The organism is Streptomyces sp. NBC_01428, assembly GCF_036231965.1.
In the GTDB taxonomy this organism is placed as follows: domain Bacteria; phylum Actinomycetota; class Actinomycetes; order Streptomycetales; family Streptomycetaceae; genus Streptomyces.
On sequence record NZ_CP109499.1, the window covers coordinates 6459539 to 6475852 of the forward strand.

The 16314-nt window shown below is 72.4% G+C and carries 15 protein-coding genes; 4 read left to right on the top strand and 11 right to left on the bottom strand.

The features are described from left to right. Positions 1–36: 36 nt before the first annotated feature. From OG406_RS27950 to OG406_RS27980, 7 genes are all read right to left on the bottom strand, one after another. A complete protein-coding gene (locus OG406_RS27950) occupies positions 37–1059 on the bottom strand; it encodes a hypothetical protein (protein ID WP_329188398.1) in 1023 nt (340 codons plus the stop codon). Next, positions 1016–1891: an iron uptake transporter permease EfeU gene (gene efeU / locus OG406_RS27955; RefSeq protein WP_164373124.1), complete on the bottom strand. Its 876-nt coding sequence runs from the start codon at positions 1889–1891 to the stop codon at positions 1016–1018. The genes OG406_RS27950 and efeU overlap by 44 nt, the downstream gene beginning before the upstream one ends. 2 nt (positions 1892–1893) lie before the next feature. After that, positions 1894–3186 carry an iron uptake transporter deferrochelatase/peroxidase subunit gene (gene efeB / locus OG406_RS27960; RefSeq protein WP_267050633.1) on the bottom strand — a complete coding sequence of 431 codons (1293 nt, stop codon included), beginning with the start codon at positions 3184–3186 and terminating at the stop codon, positions 1894–1896. A gap of 22 nt (positions 3187–3208) precedes the next feature. Continuing rightward, complete coding sequence (efeO, locus tag OG406_RS27965; RefSeq protein ID WP_081216922.1) at positions 3209–4345, bottom strand: iron uptake system protein EfeO; 1137 nt, start codon at positions 4343–4345, stop codon at positions 3209–3211. A gap of 189 nt (positions 4346–4534) precedes the next feature. Next, positions 4535–5362 (bottom strand): heme ABC transporter ATP-binding protein, encoded by an 828-nt coding sequence (locus OG406_RS27970; RefSeq protein ID WP_329191011.1) that lies wholly within the window; start codon positions 5360–5362, stop codon positions 4535–4537. A 56-nt stretch (positions 5363–5418) separates the two neighbouring features. Then, positions 5419–6438, bottom strand: a complete 1020-nt coding sequence (locus OG406_RS27975) for a FecCD family ABC transporter permease (protein ID WP_329191013.1) — start codon at positions 6436–6438, stop codon at positions 5419–5421. 125 nt (positions 6439–6563) lie between these two features. Beyond that, positions 6564–7622, bottom strand: a complete 1059-nt coding sequence (locus tag OG406_RS27980; protein WP_329188401.1) for a heme/hemin ABC transporter substrate-binding protein — start codon at positions 7620–7622, stop codon at positions 6564–6566. Positions 7623–7695: 73 nt separating this feature from the next. Here OG406_RS27980 and OG406_RS27985 point away from each other — a divergent pair, with 73 nt between their 5' ends. The 3 genes from OG406_RS27985 (at position 7696) to OG406_RS27995 (ending at position 11627) form a co-directional block, all read left to right on the top strand. Beyond that, positions 7696–9321, top strand: coding sequence for an HtaA domain-containing protein (locus tag OG406_RS27985; protein ID WP_329188403.1), 1626 nt, complete (start codon positions 7696–7698; stop codon positions 9319–9321). A gap of 66 nt (positions 9322–9387) precedes the next feature. Then, positions 9388–10884, top strand: a complete 1497-nt coding sequence (locus OG406_RS27990) for an HtaA domain-containing protein (RefSeq protein ID WP_329188404.1) — start codon at positions 9388–9390, stop codon at positions 10882–10884. Positions 10885–10982: 98 nt separating this feature from the next. Then, positions 10983–11627, top strand: a complete 645-nt coding sequence (locus OG406_RS27995) for a PhzF family phenazine biosynthesis protein (protein WP_164373131.1) — start codon at positions 10983–10985, stop codon at positions 11625–11627. Positions 11628–12146: 519 nt separating this feature from the next. Here the strand turns inward: OG406_RS27995 and OG406_RS28000 are convergent. Both OG406_RS28000 and map read right to left on the bottom strand, forming a co-directional pair. After that, positions 12147–12839: a biliverdin-producing heme oxygenase gene (locus OG406_RS28000; RefSeq protein ID WP_329188406.1), complete on the bottom strand. Its 693-nt coding sequence runs from the start codon at positions 12837–12839 to the stop codon at positions 12147–12149. A 215-nt stretch (positions 12840–13054) separates the two neighbouring features. Beyond that, a complete protein-coding gene (gene map, locus OG406_RS28005) occupies positions 13055–13912 on the bottom strand; it encodes a type I methionyl aminopeptidase (protein WP_164373133.1) in 858 nt (285 codons plus the stop codon). A 58-nt stretch (positions 13913–13970) separates the two neighbouring features. Here map and OG406_RS28010 point away from each other — a divergent pair, with 58 nt between their 5' ends. Beyond that, positions 13971–14207 (top strand): hypothetical protein, encoded by a 237-nt coding sequence (locus OG406_RS28010; RefSeq protein ID WP_329188407.1) that lies wholly within the window; start codon positions 13971–13973, stop codon positions 14205–14207. A 64-nt stretch (positions 14208–14271) separates the two neighbouring features. Here the strand turns inward: OG406_RS28010 and OG406_RS28015 are convergent, their stop codons facing one another. Both OG406_RS28015 and OG406_RS28020 read right to left on the bottom strand, forming a co-directional pair. Then, positions 14272–15588, bottom strand: coding sequence for an MFS transporter (locus OG406_RS28015; RefSeq protein ID WP_266613275.1), 1317 nt, complete (start codon positions 15586–15588; stop codon positions 14272–14274). Between the two features lie 121 nt (positions 15589–15709). Beyond that, positions 15710–16312: a hypothetical protein gene (locus OG406_RS28020; RefSeq protein WP_164373135.1), complete on the bottom strand. Its 603-nt coding sequence runs from the start codon at positions 16310–16312 to the stop codon at positions 15710–15712. Positions 16313–16314: the final 2 nt, after the last annotated feature.

The window sequence follows — 16314 nt, forward strand, 5'->3', positions numbered from 1 at the left end:
CGGAGACCGGTCCGGCCCCCCGGGGCCGGACCGCGCTCACTCGCCCTTCGCGCCGGTCAGTCCCTCGACCCGTCCGAGGACGGACACCCGCTGGTCGTCCGCGCCCTTCGCCGGGTCCAGGGCCACCTGGTTGGAGACGAACTCCAGGGTCAGGGACTGCTTGATCTCACCGGTCGTCAGCGCCTGGACGTCCGCGCTGGGCGTCGGGATCGCGCTGCCCTCCGCGGCGGTCTGCTTCTCGAAGCGGTGCGTCGTGAAGAACACCAGCGCCCCGCCGTCCGCGGTGCGCAGACCCACCGGCGCGTGGTCGCCCGTGGTCAGCGGCTCGTCGATGTACTGCCGTGCGAGCCCCGGCCGGTTGGCGAACTTCTTGCGCTGGGCCCGCCACAGCGAGGTGTGCGTCCCCGCCGCGAACGTGTCGCCGCCCGCCCGCAGATAGGTCGCGTAGGTGCTGCCGAGCTTCTCCGGCTCGACGGCGAGCGCGGCGTCGTCGGCCGTGACGGGCTGCGCCCAGCCGTCCTTGTCCCGCGTGAACCGCGGCACCTCGTCGGCGGTGAGGACCGTCAGATACGAGGCCTGCCACACCTCGGCGGCGCTGCCCCGGGTGAAGACCATCAGCCAACGGCTGCCCGGCGCGCCCTTGTTGGCCGCCGTGTTCGCCACGAACCAGCGCGGCCACGCCGCCTTCGCGGGTATGGAGAACGTCGCGTCCCGGAACTCCAGCGCCGAATGCGCGGGATTCCCACCGGGGCTGTTCTTGTGCCCGGCCTTCAGCTTGGCGGCGTCGATGTCCGCGAGCGGACCGGTCACCCGGTCCGCGTCCTGCGAACGGTCGTACGTCTTGTCCGCCTTGTTGTAGGCGGCGGTGAAGTCCTTGAGCGCGCGGGCGGCTTCGGCGCGGGTCGCCGCCGGGACGACCTCCCGCTCACCGTGCACCACCACGCAGCCGCTCGCGGCGACGGACAGAGCGGTCACCGCTCCCGTCGCCAGGACGAAACGGCGGAGGCTGCCGGAACTACGAGGCCTTCGTGGGCTGCGACCCGTGTGATCCCTGCTCATCAGGTGCCTTCACCTTCCCCTTCCCGGAGGCGAACCCTACCGGGGCGAGGAAGATCGCGAGTGTCGGGACCAGGTAGAGCGCCCACACCGTGACCTGGAGGACGGTGGGGTCGGGCTGGAAGTTGAAGACGCCCTTGAGGAGGGTGCCGTACCAGCTGGTGGGGTCGATGGTGTTGCTGATGTCGAAGGCCAGGCTGGTGAGGCCGGGGATGAAGTCGGCTTCCTGGAGGTCGTGGACGCCGTAGGCGAGGACGCCGGCGGCGACGACGACGAGCATGCCGCCGGTCCAGGTGAAGAACTTGGCGAGGTTGATCTTGAGGGCGCCGCGGTAGAACAGCCAGCCGAGGAGGACGGCGGTGGCGAGGCCGAGGGCGACACCGATGAGGGGGCGGGGGGTGCCGTCGCTGGCGGCGTGGACGGAGGCCCAGACGAACAGGGCGGTCTCCAGGCCTTCGCGGCCCACCGCGAGGAAGGCGGTGGCGACGAGGGCGCCGGTGCCCATGGCGAGGGCGGCGTCGAGCTTGCCGTGCAGTTCGGTCTTGAGGTGGCGGGCGGTGCGCCGCATCCAGAAGACCATCCAGGTGACGAGGCCGACGGCGACGATCGACAGGGAGCCGCCGAGGGCTTCCTGGGCCTGGAACGTCATTTCCTGGGAGCCGAATTCGAGGGCGCAGCCGAAGCCGAGGGCGACGGCGATGGCGACGGCGATGCCGCCCCAGATCGGCTTGAGGGCGTCCCTGCGGTCCGTCTTGACGAGGTAGGCGATGAGGATGCAGACGACGAGGCTGGCTTCGAGGCCCTCGCGCAGGCCGATCAGGTAGTTGGAGAACATGGTCAGGCCTCCTTGGAGAACAGCGTGCGGCCCCACCAGTCGTCCTTGTCGCGGACGCCGGGCGGGACGGCGAACAGCGCCGAACTCACGTGCTGGATGTACTCGTTGAGGGCGTCGGTGCGCGCGAGGCTGCGCTGGACGGGGATGAAGCCCTTGCGGACGTCGCGCTGGTAGGCGAGGAAGAACAGGCCTGCTTCGAGGCGGCCGAGTCCGTCGGTGCCGTCGGTGAAGGAGTAGCCGCGGCGCAGGATCGTCGCTCCGTGGTTGGCGTCGGGGTGCGCGAGGCGGACGTGCGCGTCGGGCTTCATCGCCTTGAGGAACGGCTCGTCGTGTTCCTTGGCCTTGCCGACGGGGGCGCCTTCGCCCTTGTCCCGGCCGAAGACGTCTTCCTGTTCCTGGAGGGAGGTGCGGTCCCAGGTCTCGATGTTCATGCGGATGCGGCGGGCGACGAGATAGGAGCCGCCGGTCATCCAGTCGCTGCCGTCGCCGTCGCCGACCCAGACGAACTTCTTCAGGCGGTCGGTCTCGGTGCCGGCGATGTTGCGGGTGCCGTCCTTGAAGCCCATGAGGTTGCGGGGGGTCTGGGCGTCGGGGGTGGTGGAGGAGGTTTTGCCGAAGCCAAGCTGGGACCAGCGGATGGCGACGGTGCCGAAGCCGATGCGGGCGAGGTTGCGGATGGCGTGGACGGCGACCTGGGGGTCGTCGGCGCAGGCCTGGATGCACAGGTCGCCGTTGCTGCGGCTCTTGTCGAGGTTGTCGCCGGGGAACTGGGGGAGGTCGACGAGGGCGTCGGGGCGGCGGTCGGCGAGGTCGAACTTGTCGAACAGGGACGGTCCGAAGCCGATCGTCAGGGTCAGCCGGGAGGGGCTGAGGCCGAGGGCTTCGCCGGTGTCGTCCGGGGGTGCCTCGGCGAGGCCGCCGTAGGCGCCGTCGCCGACGGTGTGTCCGGCGGTCATGCGGGCGGCGGCGCGGGTCCAGTCCTTGAGGAGCTGGACGAACGCGGCGCGGTCGTCGGTCTTGACGTCGAACGCGGCGAAGTGGAGGCGGTCCTGGACCGGGGTGGCGATGCCGGCCTGGTGGGTGCCGTGGAAGGGGACCGGACCCGAGGTGTCGGACCCGGCGGGGTCGACGTCGTTGCCGGTGCGGGTCATCGCGACGGCACCGCCGGCCACGGCGGCACCGAGCGCGAGCCCGGCACCGCCCCAGCCGATCAGCGAACGCCGGGACGGCGCGGAGCCGCCTGCGGCAGGTCCGGTGTCCTCCGTGCCCTCCGTGCTGTCCTGGGCGTTCGTCATGATGCTGTTCCTCTGTCCGCGACTACTTGACGACGGCGGCGGCGAGCTTCGACAGGGGCTCGGCGAGCGCGTTGACCCCGTCCGACAGCTCCTTGGTCTGCGCCTTGGTGAGCGTGTCGTACGAGACGAAGCCGTCCGAGGTCTTGTCGGTGCGGTACTTGTCGAGCAGCGTGTCGAGCGCCGTGAACTGCTTGTCCAGGTTGGTCGTCAGGGCCTTGTCGTTCTGCTCGGCGACCGGCTTGAGCAGCTCGTACGCCTTCTGGGCGCCTTCGACGTTGGCCTTGAAGTCGCTGAGGTCGGTGTGCGAGTAGCGGTCCTCCTCGCCGGTGACCTTGCCCGTGGCGACCTCGTCCAGCAGCTCCTTGGCACCGTTGGCCATCGACGTCGGCGTGATCTCGGCCTTGCCGACCCGCTTCTGCCAGTCCTTCAGGTCCGTGACGAGCTGGTCGGCGAGCGTCTTCTGCTCGGCGCCGATCTTCTTGTCCTGCCAGAGGGACTTCTCCAGCGCGTGCCAGCCGGTCCACTTCTGGCCCTTCTCCAGGCCGTCCGCGCGGGTGTCCGTCTTCGGGTCGATGTCACCGAAGGACTCGGCGATCGGCTCGGTGCGCTCCCAGCCGACGCGGGAGGGGGCGAAGGCCTTCTTGGCGGCTTCGAGGTCGCCGGCCTTGATGGCGTCGGCGAACGTCTGCACCTTGGGGATCGTGGCGTCGGCCTGCTCCTGCGCGTACTCGCGGTAGGCGGCGACGGCCTTGTCCAGGCGCGGGTCGCGCCGGGCGACCTTGCCGCCGGTCACGGTGAGCTTCTGGCGCACGCCCAGGCCCTTCATGCCCGGGCGGCAGGCGATCTGGTACGAACCGGCCTTCACCTCGGCGGTCAGCGTGTACTTGGTGCCCGGGCCGATGTTCTCCTTCTCGGAGACGATCCGGTCGTCGGGGAAGAGGATCTCGACCTCGGTCGCCTTCGACCCCTTGTTCTCGATCTTCAGCGTGACCTGTCCGGCCGGCACCGACTTCACCGAGGTGTCGCACTTCGCGTCGGCGGCGGTCACCTGGATCGCGTCGCCGTTCTTGGCGTCGCTCTTCTCGGTGCAACCCGTGACGGCGGCCAGAGCTGCCGCGGTGGCGGCAGCGGTGACAACAGAGAGTCGGACGGCTCGCATTCAGGCTCCAAGAGAAGTCGGACAAACCGCACGGAGGTCCCCCGTCGGCATGGTGAGGCTGGCCTAACTTATCTGAGGCTTGCCTTGGTGATACCCGGTCGTTCGGTGATTCAGCTCTCACAGTCGCCGTACAGAAACAGCGAGATCACGGTGACTCAAAACAGACCCCACGGGAGGGTCAAGGAAAGGTCAAGCGTCCCGTCTCGGCGTGATGAGCGCGGCGCCGGTGCGCGGATGCGGGAGCACCTCGACCGGCTGCCGGTAGACGTCGCTCAGCAGGCCGTCGGTGAACACCTCCGCCGGCGGACCGTCGGCCGCGATCCGGCCGGCGCACAGCACCGCCGTCCGGTCCGCGTAGGCCGCGGCGAGGCCCAGGTCGTGCAGCACCACGACCACGGCGTCACCGGCGGCCGCCCGCTCCCGGCACACCCGCAGGACCAACTCCTGGTGCCGCAGGTCGAGTGCGGCCGTCGGCTCGTCGAGAAGGAGCAGCGGTGCGCGCTGGGCGAGCACCCGGGCGAGCGCCACCCGCGCCCGTTCGCCGCCGCTGAGCGCGGCGAACGAGCGGGGCGCGAACCCGGTGACCTCGGTGGCGGCCATGGCGGAGGCGACCGCGGTGTCGTCGTCGTGCGGGGTGTGGGCCCAGGGCGCCCGGCCCATCCGGACGACCTCCTCGACCGTGAACGGGAACGACAGGGCCGCCGCCTGGGGCAGCACGGCCCGGCGAAGGGCGAGTTCGGGCGCCGTCCACTCCGTCGCCGGACGCCCGTGCAGCCGTACGACCCCCTCGGCGGGCGGCAGATCGGCCGCCAGCGCGGACAACAGGGTGGACTTTCCCGCCCCGTTGGGTCCGACCAGGGCGAGCACCTCACCGGCGCGGGCGCTGACGTCCACGCCGCGCAGCACCTCCTCGGTGCCCAGCCGGACGTGCAGGTCCTCGGTCTGGGCCAGGACGTCGCCCGGGGCGGGCCGGGGAGGCGGCACGGGCCGCGCCGTCCCCGGCAGCAGCAGGCGCAGGGCCGTGCGCGGCAGCCGCGAGGGCGTCGTCGGCCCGGACTTCGTACGAGCGGTTCTCACGCCCAGCCTCCTTGCTTGCGGCGGGTCCTGCGCAGCAGCCACAGGAAGAACGGGCTGCCCAGCAGGGCGGTGAGGACACCGAGGGGGAGTTCCGCGGGCTGGGCGATCGTGCGGGCCGCGAGGTCGGCGGCGAGCAGCACCGCCGCGCCGCCGAGCGCGCTGCCCGGGATCAGGAACCGGTGCCCGGGACCGGCCGCCATCCGCAGCAGGTGCGGGACGACGAGACCGACGAAGCCGATGATCCCGGAGACGCTGACGGCGGCCGCGGTGAGCAGCGCGATGACCAGGACCAGGACGATCCGCAGCCGTTCGACGTCCACGCCCAGGTGCCGGGCCGGGCGTTCGCCGAGGGCCAGCAGGTCGAGCCGGCGGGCGTACAGCGGTGCCACCGCCAGACCGGCCACGGCGCAGGGCAGTACCGCGAGGACCTTCGGCCAGGTCGCCTGCGCCAGTGATCCGAGCTGCCAGAAGGTGATCTGGTTGACGGCCGCCGAGTCCGCGAAGAACAGGAACAGTCCGATCAGCGCGCCCGTGAAGGCGTTCAGGGCGATGCCGGTGAGGATCAGCGTGACGACCTCGGTGCGCCCGCCCGAGCGGGACATGGCGTAGACGATCAGCACCGTCGCGAGGCCCGTCACGAAGGCGACGGCGGGGATCGTCCAGCTGCCGATGAAGTCCAGGCCGAGCGCGATGGCCGCGACCGCGCCGACCGCCGCGCCCGACGAGACGCCGATGACGCCCGGTTCGGCCAGCGGGTTGCCGAACACGCCCTGCATCAGGGTGCCGGCGCAGCCCAGCGAGGCGCCGATGAGCAGCGCGAGCACGATGCGCGGGAACCGTACGTCCCACAGGACCGACTCCGGGACCCGGTCCAGCGAGCCGCCGCCCAGTCCGATCCGGTGCGCCACCGAGCCGAGCACGTCACCGACGGGGATCGGGTACGCGCCGATGCCGGCCGCCACGGGTATCAGGACGAGCAGGGCGGCGACCAGCCCGCCGGTCAGGAACCAGGGCACACCCCGGGGCCGCTTCCGCGCGGGAGCGGTGGGGGAGGGTTCGACGGCGGCGGGACCGGTGTCCCGGGGGCCGACGGGGTCGGCGGCGGGTGCGGCGACCGTCTCCGGGGCCGGCCGGGCGGCGGTCACGCGGCGTCCCCGTACAGCTGACGCACCATCGACTTCAGCACCTGGTCGGTGCGCGGGCCGTAGTTGAGCAGGACGCCGTCCTCGACGGACACGATCCGGCGCTCCATCCCGGCCGGGGTCTGGGCGACGCCCGGGATCTTGACGAGCCCGTCGACGCCGCCCACCGATTCCAGGCCCTTGGACATCACGAGGATCGCGTCGGGCGCGGCCTGTGCCAGTGCCTCGGTGGTGATGGCGGTGAAGTCCTTGCTCAGGCCCGACGCGGCGCCCGCGTCGACCGCTCCGGCCGCTTCGAGCAGCGACGTCGCTCCCGAGCCCCGGCCGCCGATCAGATAGACGGAGGCGGACCCGCGGAGGTAGAGGAAGGCCACGCGCGGATGGTCCGCGTGGGCCGGAACCGCCGCGCGCACGGCGGCGATCCGGTCCTCGGACCGCTGCGTCAGCCGTTTCCCGGCGGCGGGTACGCCGAGGGCGTCGGCCACCGCCCGGATGCGTGGGCCGACGTCCTGGAGGCTCTGTGCCGGGTCCACGACGAGGACCGGGACGCCGGCGTCGCGGATCTGCTCCATGGCCTCGTCGGGTCCGGTCGTCCTCTCGGCGAGGACGAGGTCGGGGCGCAGCGAGAGGACGCTCTCGGCGGAGACGTCGTGGTTGCGGGTCACGACCGGCAGCTTCTTCGCCTGGTCGAAGGTGGCGGTGATGTCGCGGGCGACGACGTGGTCGCCGAGGCCGAGCGTGAAGACGATCTCGCTGAGGCTTCCGGACAGCGGCACGATCCGGTCGGCCTTCTCGACGGTGACCTTCCTGCCGCCGGACGAGCGGACGGTGACCGGGAGTCGAGGCTTCCCCGGCGATGCCAGGGGCTCGACGCGGTTGGCTCCTGCCGCTCCCTCGCCCCGGGCCGCGGCGGTCGCGGCCGCCGGTGCGGGACCGGCCGAGCCGCCGCACGCGGTCAGGGTGAGGGTGAGGGTGAAGGCGGACAACAGCGCCCCCGCCAGTCGTCTGCGCAAGCGTTGCACTGTCCCGTCATTCCTCTCGGTACTCTTCCGACCCATCCGGACGATAGTTTAGGTTAGCCTTACCTAAGCCGCTACCGCCTCTTCAGGCACCGGAATCCGGAGGACATCCATGCCCGCGCGATTGAGGGCTCTGGCCGCCGTGGTCTGCGCGGCCGTGCTGGGCGCTCTGCTCACCGCCACGGCCGCCCACGCCGCGAGCCGCACCGTGCAGGGCGGCCGCCTCGACTGGGGCATCAAGTCGTCCTTCCAGAGTTACGTCACCGGTCCCATAGCGAAGGGGAGTTTCTCGCTCACCGGCGGCGCGGCCACGGTCGGCGCGAGCCAGTTCCGTTTCCACTCGGCCAGCGGCTCGTACGACGGCGGCACCGGCGCCTTCACCGCTTCGTACGCGGGCGGGGTCCACTTCGTGGGACACCGGCAGAGCGGCGGCGCCTACGAACTCGACATGACGATCAGCCGCCCCACCGTCCGCCTCGCCGGCGGCGGCGGCACGCTCTACGTCGACATCACCAGCAAGGCGAAGGGCACCGGGGCGGTCACGACGTCCTCACAGGTGCCCTTCGCCACGCTCTCCCTCGGCGGCATCGACATGAAGGGCGGCGGCACCGCCGTCCGGCTCAACAACCTCCCCGCCACGCTCACTTCACAAGGAGCCAGGTCGTTCGCGGGGTACTACACCGCGGGCACCGCGCTCGACCCGGTGAGCCTGGAGGCCGACGTGCGGGCCGCGCCGTCGCCCCGGCAGTCGACCACCGCCGCGCCCGAGCCGACGTCGAAGCACCCGGCCGAGAAGCCGGCGTCGGGCGCGATCGAGGACGGCGCCGTCGACTGGGGCGTGCGCCGCACCTTCCGCGAGTACGTCACCGGGCCCGTCGCCGACGGAAAGTGGACGCTGACCGCCGGCGCCCAGGACGGCGGCGCGCTCTTCCGCTTCCCCGAGGGGCAGGGCACGTACGACAAGAAGAAGCACACCCTGACCGCCGCCTTCGACGGTGCCGTGCGCTTCACCGGACACCAGGGACTCGACCTGCGGCTGAGCGCACTGCGCGTCTCCGTCGCCGACGGCAGGGGCACGCTGTACGCCGACGTCGCGAGCGCCGGACTCACCGGCAGGAAGGTCCCTCTCGTGACCTTCGCGGCGAAGAACCTGACGCCGAAGAACGGGCTGCTCCAACTGGCCGAGGTGCCGGCCGAGTTGACCTCCCGGGGCGCGAAAGCCTTCGGCGGGGTGTACCGGGGCGGCACCGCGATGGACCCCCTGACCCTCTCCGTCGCCCTCACCGACGACGCGCGACTGCCCGCCCTGCCCGACCTCGGCACCTCCGCGTCCCCCGCCCCGCAGGCATCGAGGACCACCGACGACGAGAAGGCCGCCGCCGCGCCCCGGACGGAGAACACCGCGAGCGACACCTCGGACGGCGGGTCCGCCGTGCCGCTCGGCATCGCCGCCGCCGTCCTGCTCGCCGCCGCCGCGGTCCTCGCCCTCGTGATCGTGCGCAGGCGCCGTCGGCGTCCCGCACCGGGCGCGACGCCGGGCGCGGAAGGCGCCGCCGACGAGGCGGAGTCCGGGCCGCCGGCGGCATCCCCGACCACCACCTCGGCCGGCACCGGTACCGCTGCCGGCACCAGTCCCCCCTCCGCGCAGGCCCCGCGGGCCGCAGCCGAGCCGGACCCGTCGGACGCTCCGGACGCCTCCGGCTCGGCATCGGCCCCCGCGTCCGCGGACAAGGACTGACACCCACCCATCGAGCCCCTCCGCCCCCCCGGCGGAGGGCGCCCACCCCTGAGGAGACCCACGATCATGGCCGCCATCAGCCGCCGCCGCCCCCTCGCCCTCGCCGCCGCCGTCGCGGTCGCCCTGGGGGCCGGCGCCCTCGCCGTCACCAGCGCGTCGGCAGCCGAAGCACCGCTCAAGGACTACGAGTTGACCTGGGGCATCAAGCAGTCCTACCGCTCGTACGTGACCGGCATGGCGGCCGGTTCCTTCACGCCCGCCGGCGGAGCGACCCAGGCCGCCGACAACGGAGCGTTCACCTTCGCCGGAGGCACCGGCACCTACGACTCCGACACCCACGCCGTGCGGCTCGGCTTCGCGGGCAGCCTGAAGATCGCCTCGAAGCTGCACGGCTTCGACCTCACCCTGTCCGACGTCAGGTTCGACAGCGGCGCCGCCGAGATCACCGCCGACGTGACGAGCGGCGGCACCACCCAGGACGACGTCCCGCTCGCCGACGTCACCGTGACCCGCACCATGACAGGCATGGAGACCAGGCTGACCAAGGAGGCGGCGACCGTCCTCGGCAGCGCGAGCTACGAGGGGGCCGCGGGCGACCCGCTCACGGTGGTGCAGAAGACGCCCCCGACGCAGTCCCCGTCGCCGACCGGCAGCCCCTCCTCCTCGACGTCCCCGTCGCCGACGACGTCGACCTCCCCGAAGCCGACCGGATCGGCCTCCTCCACGGCGTCGCCCTCCGCCTCGCAGACCACGAGCCCGAGCGCCTCGGCCTCCGAGACCGGCGCCGCCACCCAGGGCGACATAGCCGACGGCACCCTCGGCTGGGGCGTCAAGCAGTCCTTCCGCACGTACGTCGTGGACGGCCCGGCGAAGGGCAGGATCACGGCGTCCGGCGGCGCGACGCAGGCCTCCGGCAACGGCGACTTCACCTTCACCGAGGCCACCGGAACCTACGACACCGACGCCGACACCCTCAAGGCCGCCTTCAAGGGCGCGGTGAACTTCAAGGGCCATGAGGCGAACGGCAGTTACGGACTCGACCTCACCCTCAGCGGCCTCACGGTCGAGCTCGACGGCGGCACCGGCGAGCTGACCGCCGACGTCGAGAGCCTCGGTAGGACCAGTGACGACGTCGTCCTCGCGCACCTCACCGCGGGCACCTCCGACCTGAAGGCCGAGGACGACGTCATCAGCCTCGACGACGTCACCGCCGAACTGACGAAGGCGGGCGCGCAGGCCTTCGGCGGCTTCTACACCGAGGGCACCGTCCTCGACCCGGTCGACCTGTCGGTGGCCCTCAGCGACGACGCCCAACTCCCCGACGGCAACGGCGACGGCGGCTCGGGCAACGGCTCCGGCACCGGAGGCTCCGGCGACTCCGGCACGACGTCCGGCACCACCGGCGGCGGCGGCACGACCGGCTCCACGACGGGCGGCGTGACCGGCGCCCTCGCCTCCACCGGCTCGGACGTCCCCACGGGCGCCCTCGGCGCGGCGGCCGCGGTCACCGTCGCGGCGGGCGCGGGCGTGGTCATCGCGGTCCGCAGGCGCCGCCAGGCCTGATCCCCGGCCGCACGACCGCCCACCCCGCACGCGGCCCCCTGGAGGGGGAACCGACCGGGGTGGGCGGTCGCGTGCCCGGGTGGTGTTTGAATGCCGGAGTGACTGACTACGACGTGCTGCGGGTCTTCTGCGGACCCGACGGCGGGTATGGCAATGAACTCGGTGTCGTGCGCGAGGGCTCGGTGATGCCGGACCGGGCGGAGCGGCAGGAGTTCGCCGCGAAACTCGGGTTCAGCGAGACCGTGTTCGTGGACGACCCCGAGCGCGGGGTCATCGACATCTACACGCCGACCCTGCGGCTGCCCTTCGCCGGACACCCCTGCGTCGGAGTGGGCTGGCTGCTCGACGTGCCCGAACTGGTCACGCCCGCCGGGGTGGTGGGGGTCCGGCTGGACGGCGAGTTCAGCTGGATCGAGGCGCGCGCGGCATGGGCGCCGCCGCGCACCCTCGAGCGGTACGCGTCCGTGGCCGAGGTCGACGCACTGGCCGTGCCCGCGCCGGGGGAGTGGATCTACGCCTGGGCCTGGCAGGACGAGGCCGGCGGCCGGGTACGGGCCCGGGCCTTCCCCGGCCGCGACGACGGCATCGACGAGGACGAGGCCACCGGAGCGGCGGCCATCCTCCTGACCCAACACCTGGGCCGGGCCCTCAATATCACCCAGGGCAACGGCTCCCAACTCCTCACGGCCCCCCAGCCGAACGACTGGGTGGAAGTCGGCGGCCGAGTCCACCTCGAACACTGAGAGACCCACGACGTCAGAGGCGCGAGGAACGCCGCGAGCAACCCCCACGGCCCCGCAGGCCCATGTCAGGGGCGCGGGAAACGCCGCGAGAAACCCCCACGGCCCCGCAGGGGCATGCCAGGGGCGCGGGGAACTGCGCGAGCAACCCCCACCGGCCCGCACGGCCTGGCCGGCGCCGACGGATGGCCCCCGCAGGGCCATGTCAGGGGCGCGGGGAACGGCGCCAGCAACCCCCACGGCCCCGCACGGGATCGACGGCGCCGACGGATGGGCCCCGCAGGGGCTCCCAGGGGCGCGGGGAACGGCGCGAGCAACCCCCACCGGCCCGCACGGCCTGGAACGGCGCCAACGGATGGCCCCCGCAGGGGCATGTCAGGGGCGCGGGGAACTGCGCGACCGACCCCCACCCACCCGCACGCATCCGGTGAACCCCAAGCCCCCCGAACCCGACGCCCCCCGCAGGGGAGTCGCAAAGGGGCCCGGGGAAAACCCCAGGCCCCGACAAGACGAAGAAGACGATCACGCCGAGAGCGGGAACTCCTCCCCGAGGTCCCGGAACACCCCGGTGTTCAGGGCGAACGCCCGCTTGCACTCCGCCACGATCCGCTGCTTCTCCAACTCGTCCGCCAGGACCCCGTCCAACAGCTCCCGATAACCCCGCTTGAAGGCCGCCGGGTTGGAGATGCCCTCGAACACGTAGAACCGGACGCCGTCCCCCTTGCGGCTGAAGCCCCACGTCTGCTCCGCCTTGCCCCGGATGATCTGACCACCGGAGAGGTCGCCGAGATAGCGCGTGTAGTGGTGGGCGACATAGCCGCCGGGCCACTCGCGGGCGCACTCCGCGACCCGGTCCGCGTACGCCCGGGTCGCGGGCAGCGCGGTGAGCGTGGCCCGCCAGTCCGGACCCCGGAGGTGGGCGAGGTCGCGCTCCAGTGCCGCGCGGCGCAGCAGCTCCGGGCGGATGAAGGGGCCCGCCACGGGATCGGCGGCCAGCCGCGCGGTGTCCGCCTCCGACTCCAGCGCCGCGTAGACGAACCACAGCTGCTCGGTGTAGCGCGCGTACGCCTCGACACCCAGCCGGCCGCCGAGCAGGTCGCTCATGAACGTCGAGGTCTCCGCCTCGGTGTGCTGCTCGTGCGACGCGGTGCGGATGAGCGTCGAGAAGGGCGTGCTCGCCGGCGTCATCGTGTCCGACGTGTCCGACGCGTTCATGGGGCCTCCGAGGCCGAGGAGAAGGGCGGGAACTGGTGCGAGATCCCTCGTATCTTCTATGGTTAGGCTTACCTAAGTCAACAGCCTTCCCGACACCGTGTCGGTAAAACCGTACCCCGATTCTGGCCCCGAACCACATGGGAAAGCCCGCCCTGTGGACAGGGCGGGCTCAAGGGATCGACGGCCGGACGGCGCAGCCGCGTGGACGGCCGGCGCTACGGCAGCGTGAGGATCTCCGTGCCGGAGTCGGTCACGACGAGCGTGTGCTCGAACTGCGCCGTCCGCCTGCGGTCCTTGGTGACGACCGTCCACCCGTCGTCCCACATGTCGTAGTCGTGCGTGCCGAGCGTCAGCATGGGCTCGATGGTGAAGGTCATCCCGGGCTGGATGACGGTCGTCGCGTGCGGACTGTCGTAGTGCGGGACGATCAGCCCGGAGTGGAACGACGAGTTGATCCCGTGACCGGTGAAGTCCCGCACGACCCCGTACCCGAACCGCTTGGCGTACGACTCGATGACGCGCCCGATGATGTTGATCTGCCGCCCCGGACGGACCGCCTTGATGGCGCGGTCGAGGGACTCACGGGTCCGCTCCACGAGCAGCCGCGACTCCTCGTCCACGTCACCGACCAGGTAGGTCGCGTTGTTGTCGCCGTGCACGCCGCCGATGTACGCGGTCACGTCGAGGTTCACGATGTCGCCGTCGCGCAGCACCGTGGAGTCCGGGATGCCGTGGCAGATGACCTCGTTGACCGAGGTGCACAGCGACTTGGGGAAACCGCGGTAGCCGAGGGTCGACGGGTAGGCGCCGTGGTCGCACATGTAGGCGTGCGCGACCCGGTCCAGCTCGTCCGTTGTGACGCCGGGCGCGATGAGCTTCGCGGCCTCGGCCATCGCCTGTGCGGCGATCCGTCCGGCGATCCGCATCGCCTCGATCGTCTCGGGCGTCTGCACCTCCGGGCCGGTGTACGGCGTGGGCGCGGGCTTGCCCACGTACTCGGGGCGCCTGATGTTTCCCGGCACGGGACGGGTGGGGGAGAGCTCCCCTGGTACGAGCAGCGACTGGCCAGACATGCCAGCGAGTCTAACCAGCGGTCATGGGGGAACATGTCCCTGGCGAAAGGAGCTGGTGATGGCCCTGTTCAAGAAGCGGACGGTCGGTAAGCCCGGCGAGTGGTACTACTGCCTGGAGCACAAGAAGGTCGAGGAGGGCCCCGACTGCCCGGCCAAGGACCGCTTCGGCCCGTACACCTCCCGCGAGGAGGCCCAGCACGCGATGGAGACCGCGCGCGAACGCAACCTCGAATGGGAGACGGACCCGAACTGGCACGACGCGTCGGAGAAGGCCCCGGGCTCCGAGGACGACTGACCGGGCCCGGGCTCCGGGGGCACGACGCGGACGGGCCCGGGGCCGAGCGCCCCGGCCCGCTGCCTCAGGCGGCGGGCACCGACGGCTCCTGGGCCACCGACGCCGCACGCGCGGCCCGCATCCGGCGCGCGTGCTCGTTCGTCCGCTCGTCGTAGCGCATCAGCTTCGGCAGGCCCACGGCCAGCAGGCCCACCGCCGCGACACACAGCGCCCCACCGGCCCACACCGACGTCCGTACGGTCGTCCACGCGGCCATCCCGCCGGAGCGCACCTGGCCCAGCTGGGGCCCGACGGAGTACGACAGCAGTTCGATCCCGGCGAGGCGTCCGCGCAGCTCGTCCGGGATGGTCTGGTTCCAGATCGCGGCCCGGAAGATCCCGCTGACCATGTCGCAGCTGCCCGCGAGCGCGAGGAAGAACAGCACCAGCCAGACGTTGTGCACCAGACCCGCGCCGACCATCGCGAGGCCCCAGCAGACGGCCGCCAGCGCCACCATCCGGCCGTGCCGGTGGATCCGCGAGGTCCACCCGCTGGTCAGGCTGACGACCAGGGCGCCCGCGGGCAGGGCCGCGTACATCAGGCCCAGCGACCAGGCGGCGTCCAGGTCGTCCGCGAGGAACGGCAGCACCGCGAGCGGCATCGCGAAGAACATCGCCGCGAGGTCGATCGCGTACGTGCCGAGCAGCTCCTTGCGGCTCCACGCGTACCGGGCGCCCTCCGCGATGGACCGCAGCGACGGTTTCGCCGCCTCGTGGGAGGCGGGGGACGCGGCGATCCTGGCGATCATGACCACCGACACGGCGAAGGTCACCAGGTCGACGGCATAGGCCCAGCCCAGTCCCGCGTACGCCACGACGACGCCCGCGAGCGCGGGTCCGGCCACGCCGCCCACCGTCCAGCGCAGCGAGTTGAGCGCGGCGGCGGCCGTCAGGTGTTCGTGGGCCACGATCCGCGGGGTGAGGGCGTCCATCGCGGGACGCTGCACGGCGCTGAGGGCCGCGGACAGGGCGGCGATCACGTACAGGGGCCACACCGCGGGATGCGGCAGGACCGCGTTGAGGAGCAGGGCGGCGCTCAGCACACCCTGTCCCGCCTCCGTGGTGACGATCAGCTTGCGCTTGTCCAGGGCGTCGGCGAGGGCACCGCCGTACAGCCCGAAGACGATCAGCGGGATCAGCTCGGCCGCACCGATCGCACCCACGGCGGCCGTCGACCCGGTGAGCTCCTTCATCTGCACGGGCAGCGCGACGAACGTCAGGAAGCTGCCGAAACCGGTGACGAGGCCCGCCACCCACAGCCGCCGGAAGTCGGCGGAGGTCCGCCAGGGCGCGAGATCGGGCAGCAGGGCGCGCAACGGGGAGGCAGGGGTGTCATCACTCACGACGGGCCATGCTCTGCGGAAAGGGGAAGGCGGGCAAATCCTTTTTCCCCGGCCGGCGGCAGCGGCGGTCCGCTGCGCCGGTCCGTCGGCGGCCTCGGGACCGGAGCCGGGTACGGGTCGGCTACCAGCGGTACGACGGTGGCGCCGTCACCTGGTCGGCCAGGTGGGACAGCCGGTCGCGCAGGCGGCGGCGGCCCCGGGGCGAGGGCAGCGCGTTCTCCCCGGCCGCCGCGCCGACCAGATGCTGCACGGTGTCGAGGTCGAGCTCAGGGGCGGGCGGCACCGTGAGCGACTCGTGGGCCAGCGCGGGCAGTTCGCCGCCGACGGCCGACAGGGCGAGGACCGTCGCCCCGGCCCGGCGGGCGTCGTGCACCCGTTCCAGCAGCGGGGCCCCGGGCGCGTCCGGCGCCACCACCAGCAGTGTCTCCCCGCGTCGCGCGGCCTCGATCCGGCCGAGGCCCACCGCCAGATGCGCCGGATCGGACTCCCGCGCGCCGTGCCGCACCAGCGTCGGCGCCAGCTCCGGAGTCCCCGACCACGCCGCCTCGTCGACCAGATGGGCCGCGAGATGCCACGGCTCGTACCCCTCGGATCCGACCAGCAGCAGCCCGCCGCCGTGCGACACCACGGACCCCCGCAGCGTCCCCCCGAACCGGCGGGTGGCCCCCAGCCACTCGGTTCCGGCAAGCACCTCGCGCAGCAATGCGACCCGTACGGCGTCCATGG

Coding starts and splice junctions, on each gene's coding strand:
- OG406_RS27980 (WP_329188401.1), bottom strand. CDS start 7,622: ATGGGTCGGAAGAGTACCGAGAGGAATGACGGGACAGTGCAACGCTTG.
- OG406_RS27990 (WP_329188404.1), top strand. CDS start 9,388: ATGGCCGCCATCAGCCGCCGCCGCCCCCTCGCCCTCGCCGCCGCCGTC.
- OG406_RS28020 (WP_164373135.1), bottom strand. CDS start 16,312: ATGGACGCCGTACGGGTCGCATTGCTGCGCGAGGTGCTTGCCGGAACC.
- OG406_RS28000 (WP_329188406.1), bottom strand. CDS start 12,839: ATGAACGCGTCGGACACGTCGGACACGATGACGCCGGCGAGCACGCCC.
- OG406_RS28010 (WP_329188407.1), top strand. CDS start 13,971: ATGGCCCTGTTCAAGAAGCGGACGGTCGGTAAGCCCGGCGAGTGGTAC.
- efeU (WP_164373124.1), bottom strand. CDS start 1,891: ATGTTCTCCAACTACCTGATCGGCCTGCGCGAGGGCCTCGAAGCCAGC.
- OG406_RS27985 (WP_329188403.1), top strand. CDS start 7,696: ATGCCCGCGCGATTGAGGGCTCTGGCCGCCGTGGTCTGCGCGGCCGTG.
- efeB (WP_267050633.1), bottom strand. CDS start 3,186: ATGACGAACGCCCAGGACAGCACGGAGGGCACGGAGGACACCGGACCT.
- efeO (WP_081216922.1), bottom strand. CDS start 4,345: ATGCGAGCCGTCCGACTCTCTGTTGTCACCGCTGCCGCCACCGCGGCA.
- map (WP_164373133.1), bottom strand. CDS start 13,912: ATGTCTGGCCAGTCGCTGCTCGTACCAGGGGAGCTCTCCCCCACCCGT.
- OG406_RS27950 (WP_329188398.1), bottom strand. CDS start 1,059: ATGAGCAGGGATCACACGGGTCGCAGCCCACGAAGGCCTCGTAGTTCC.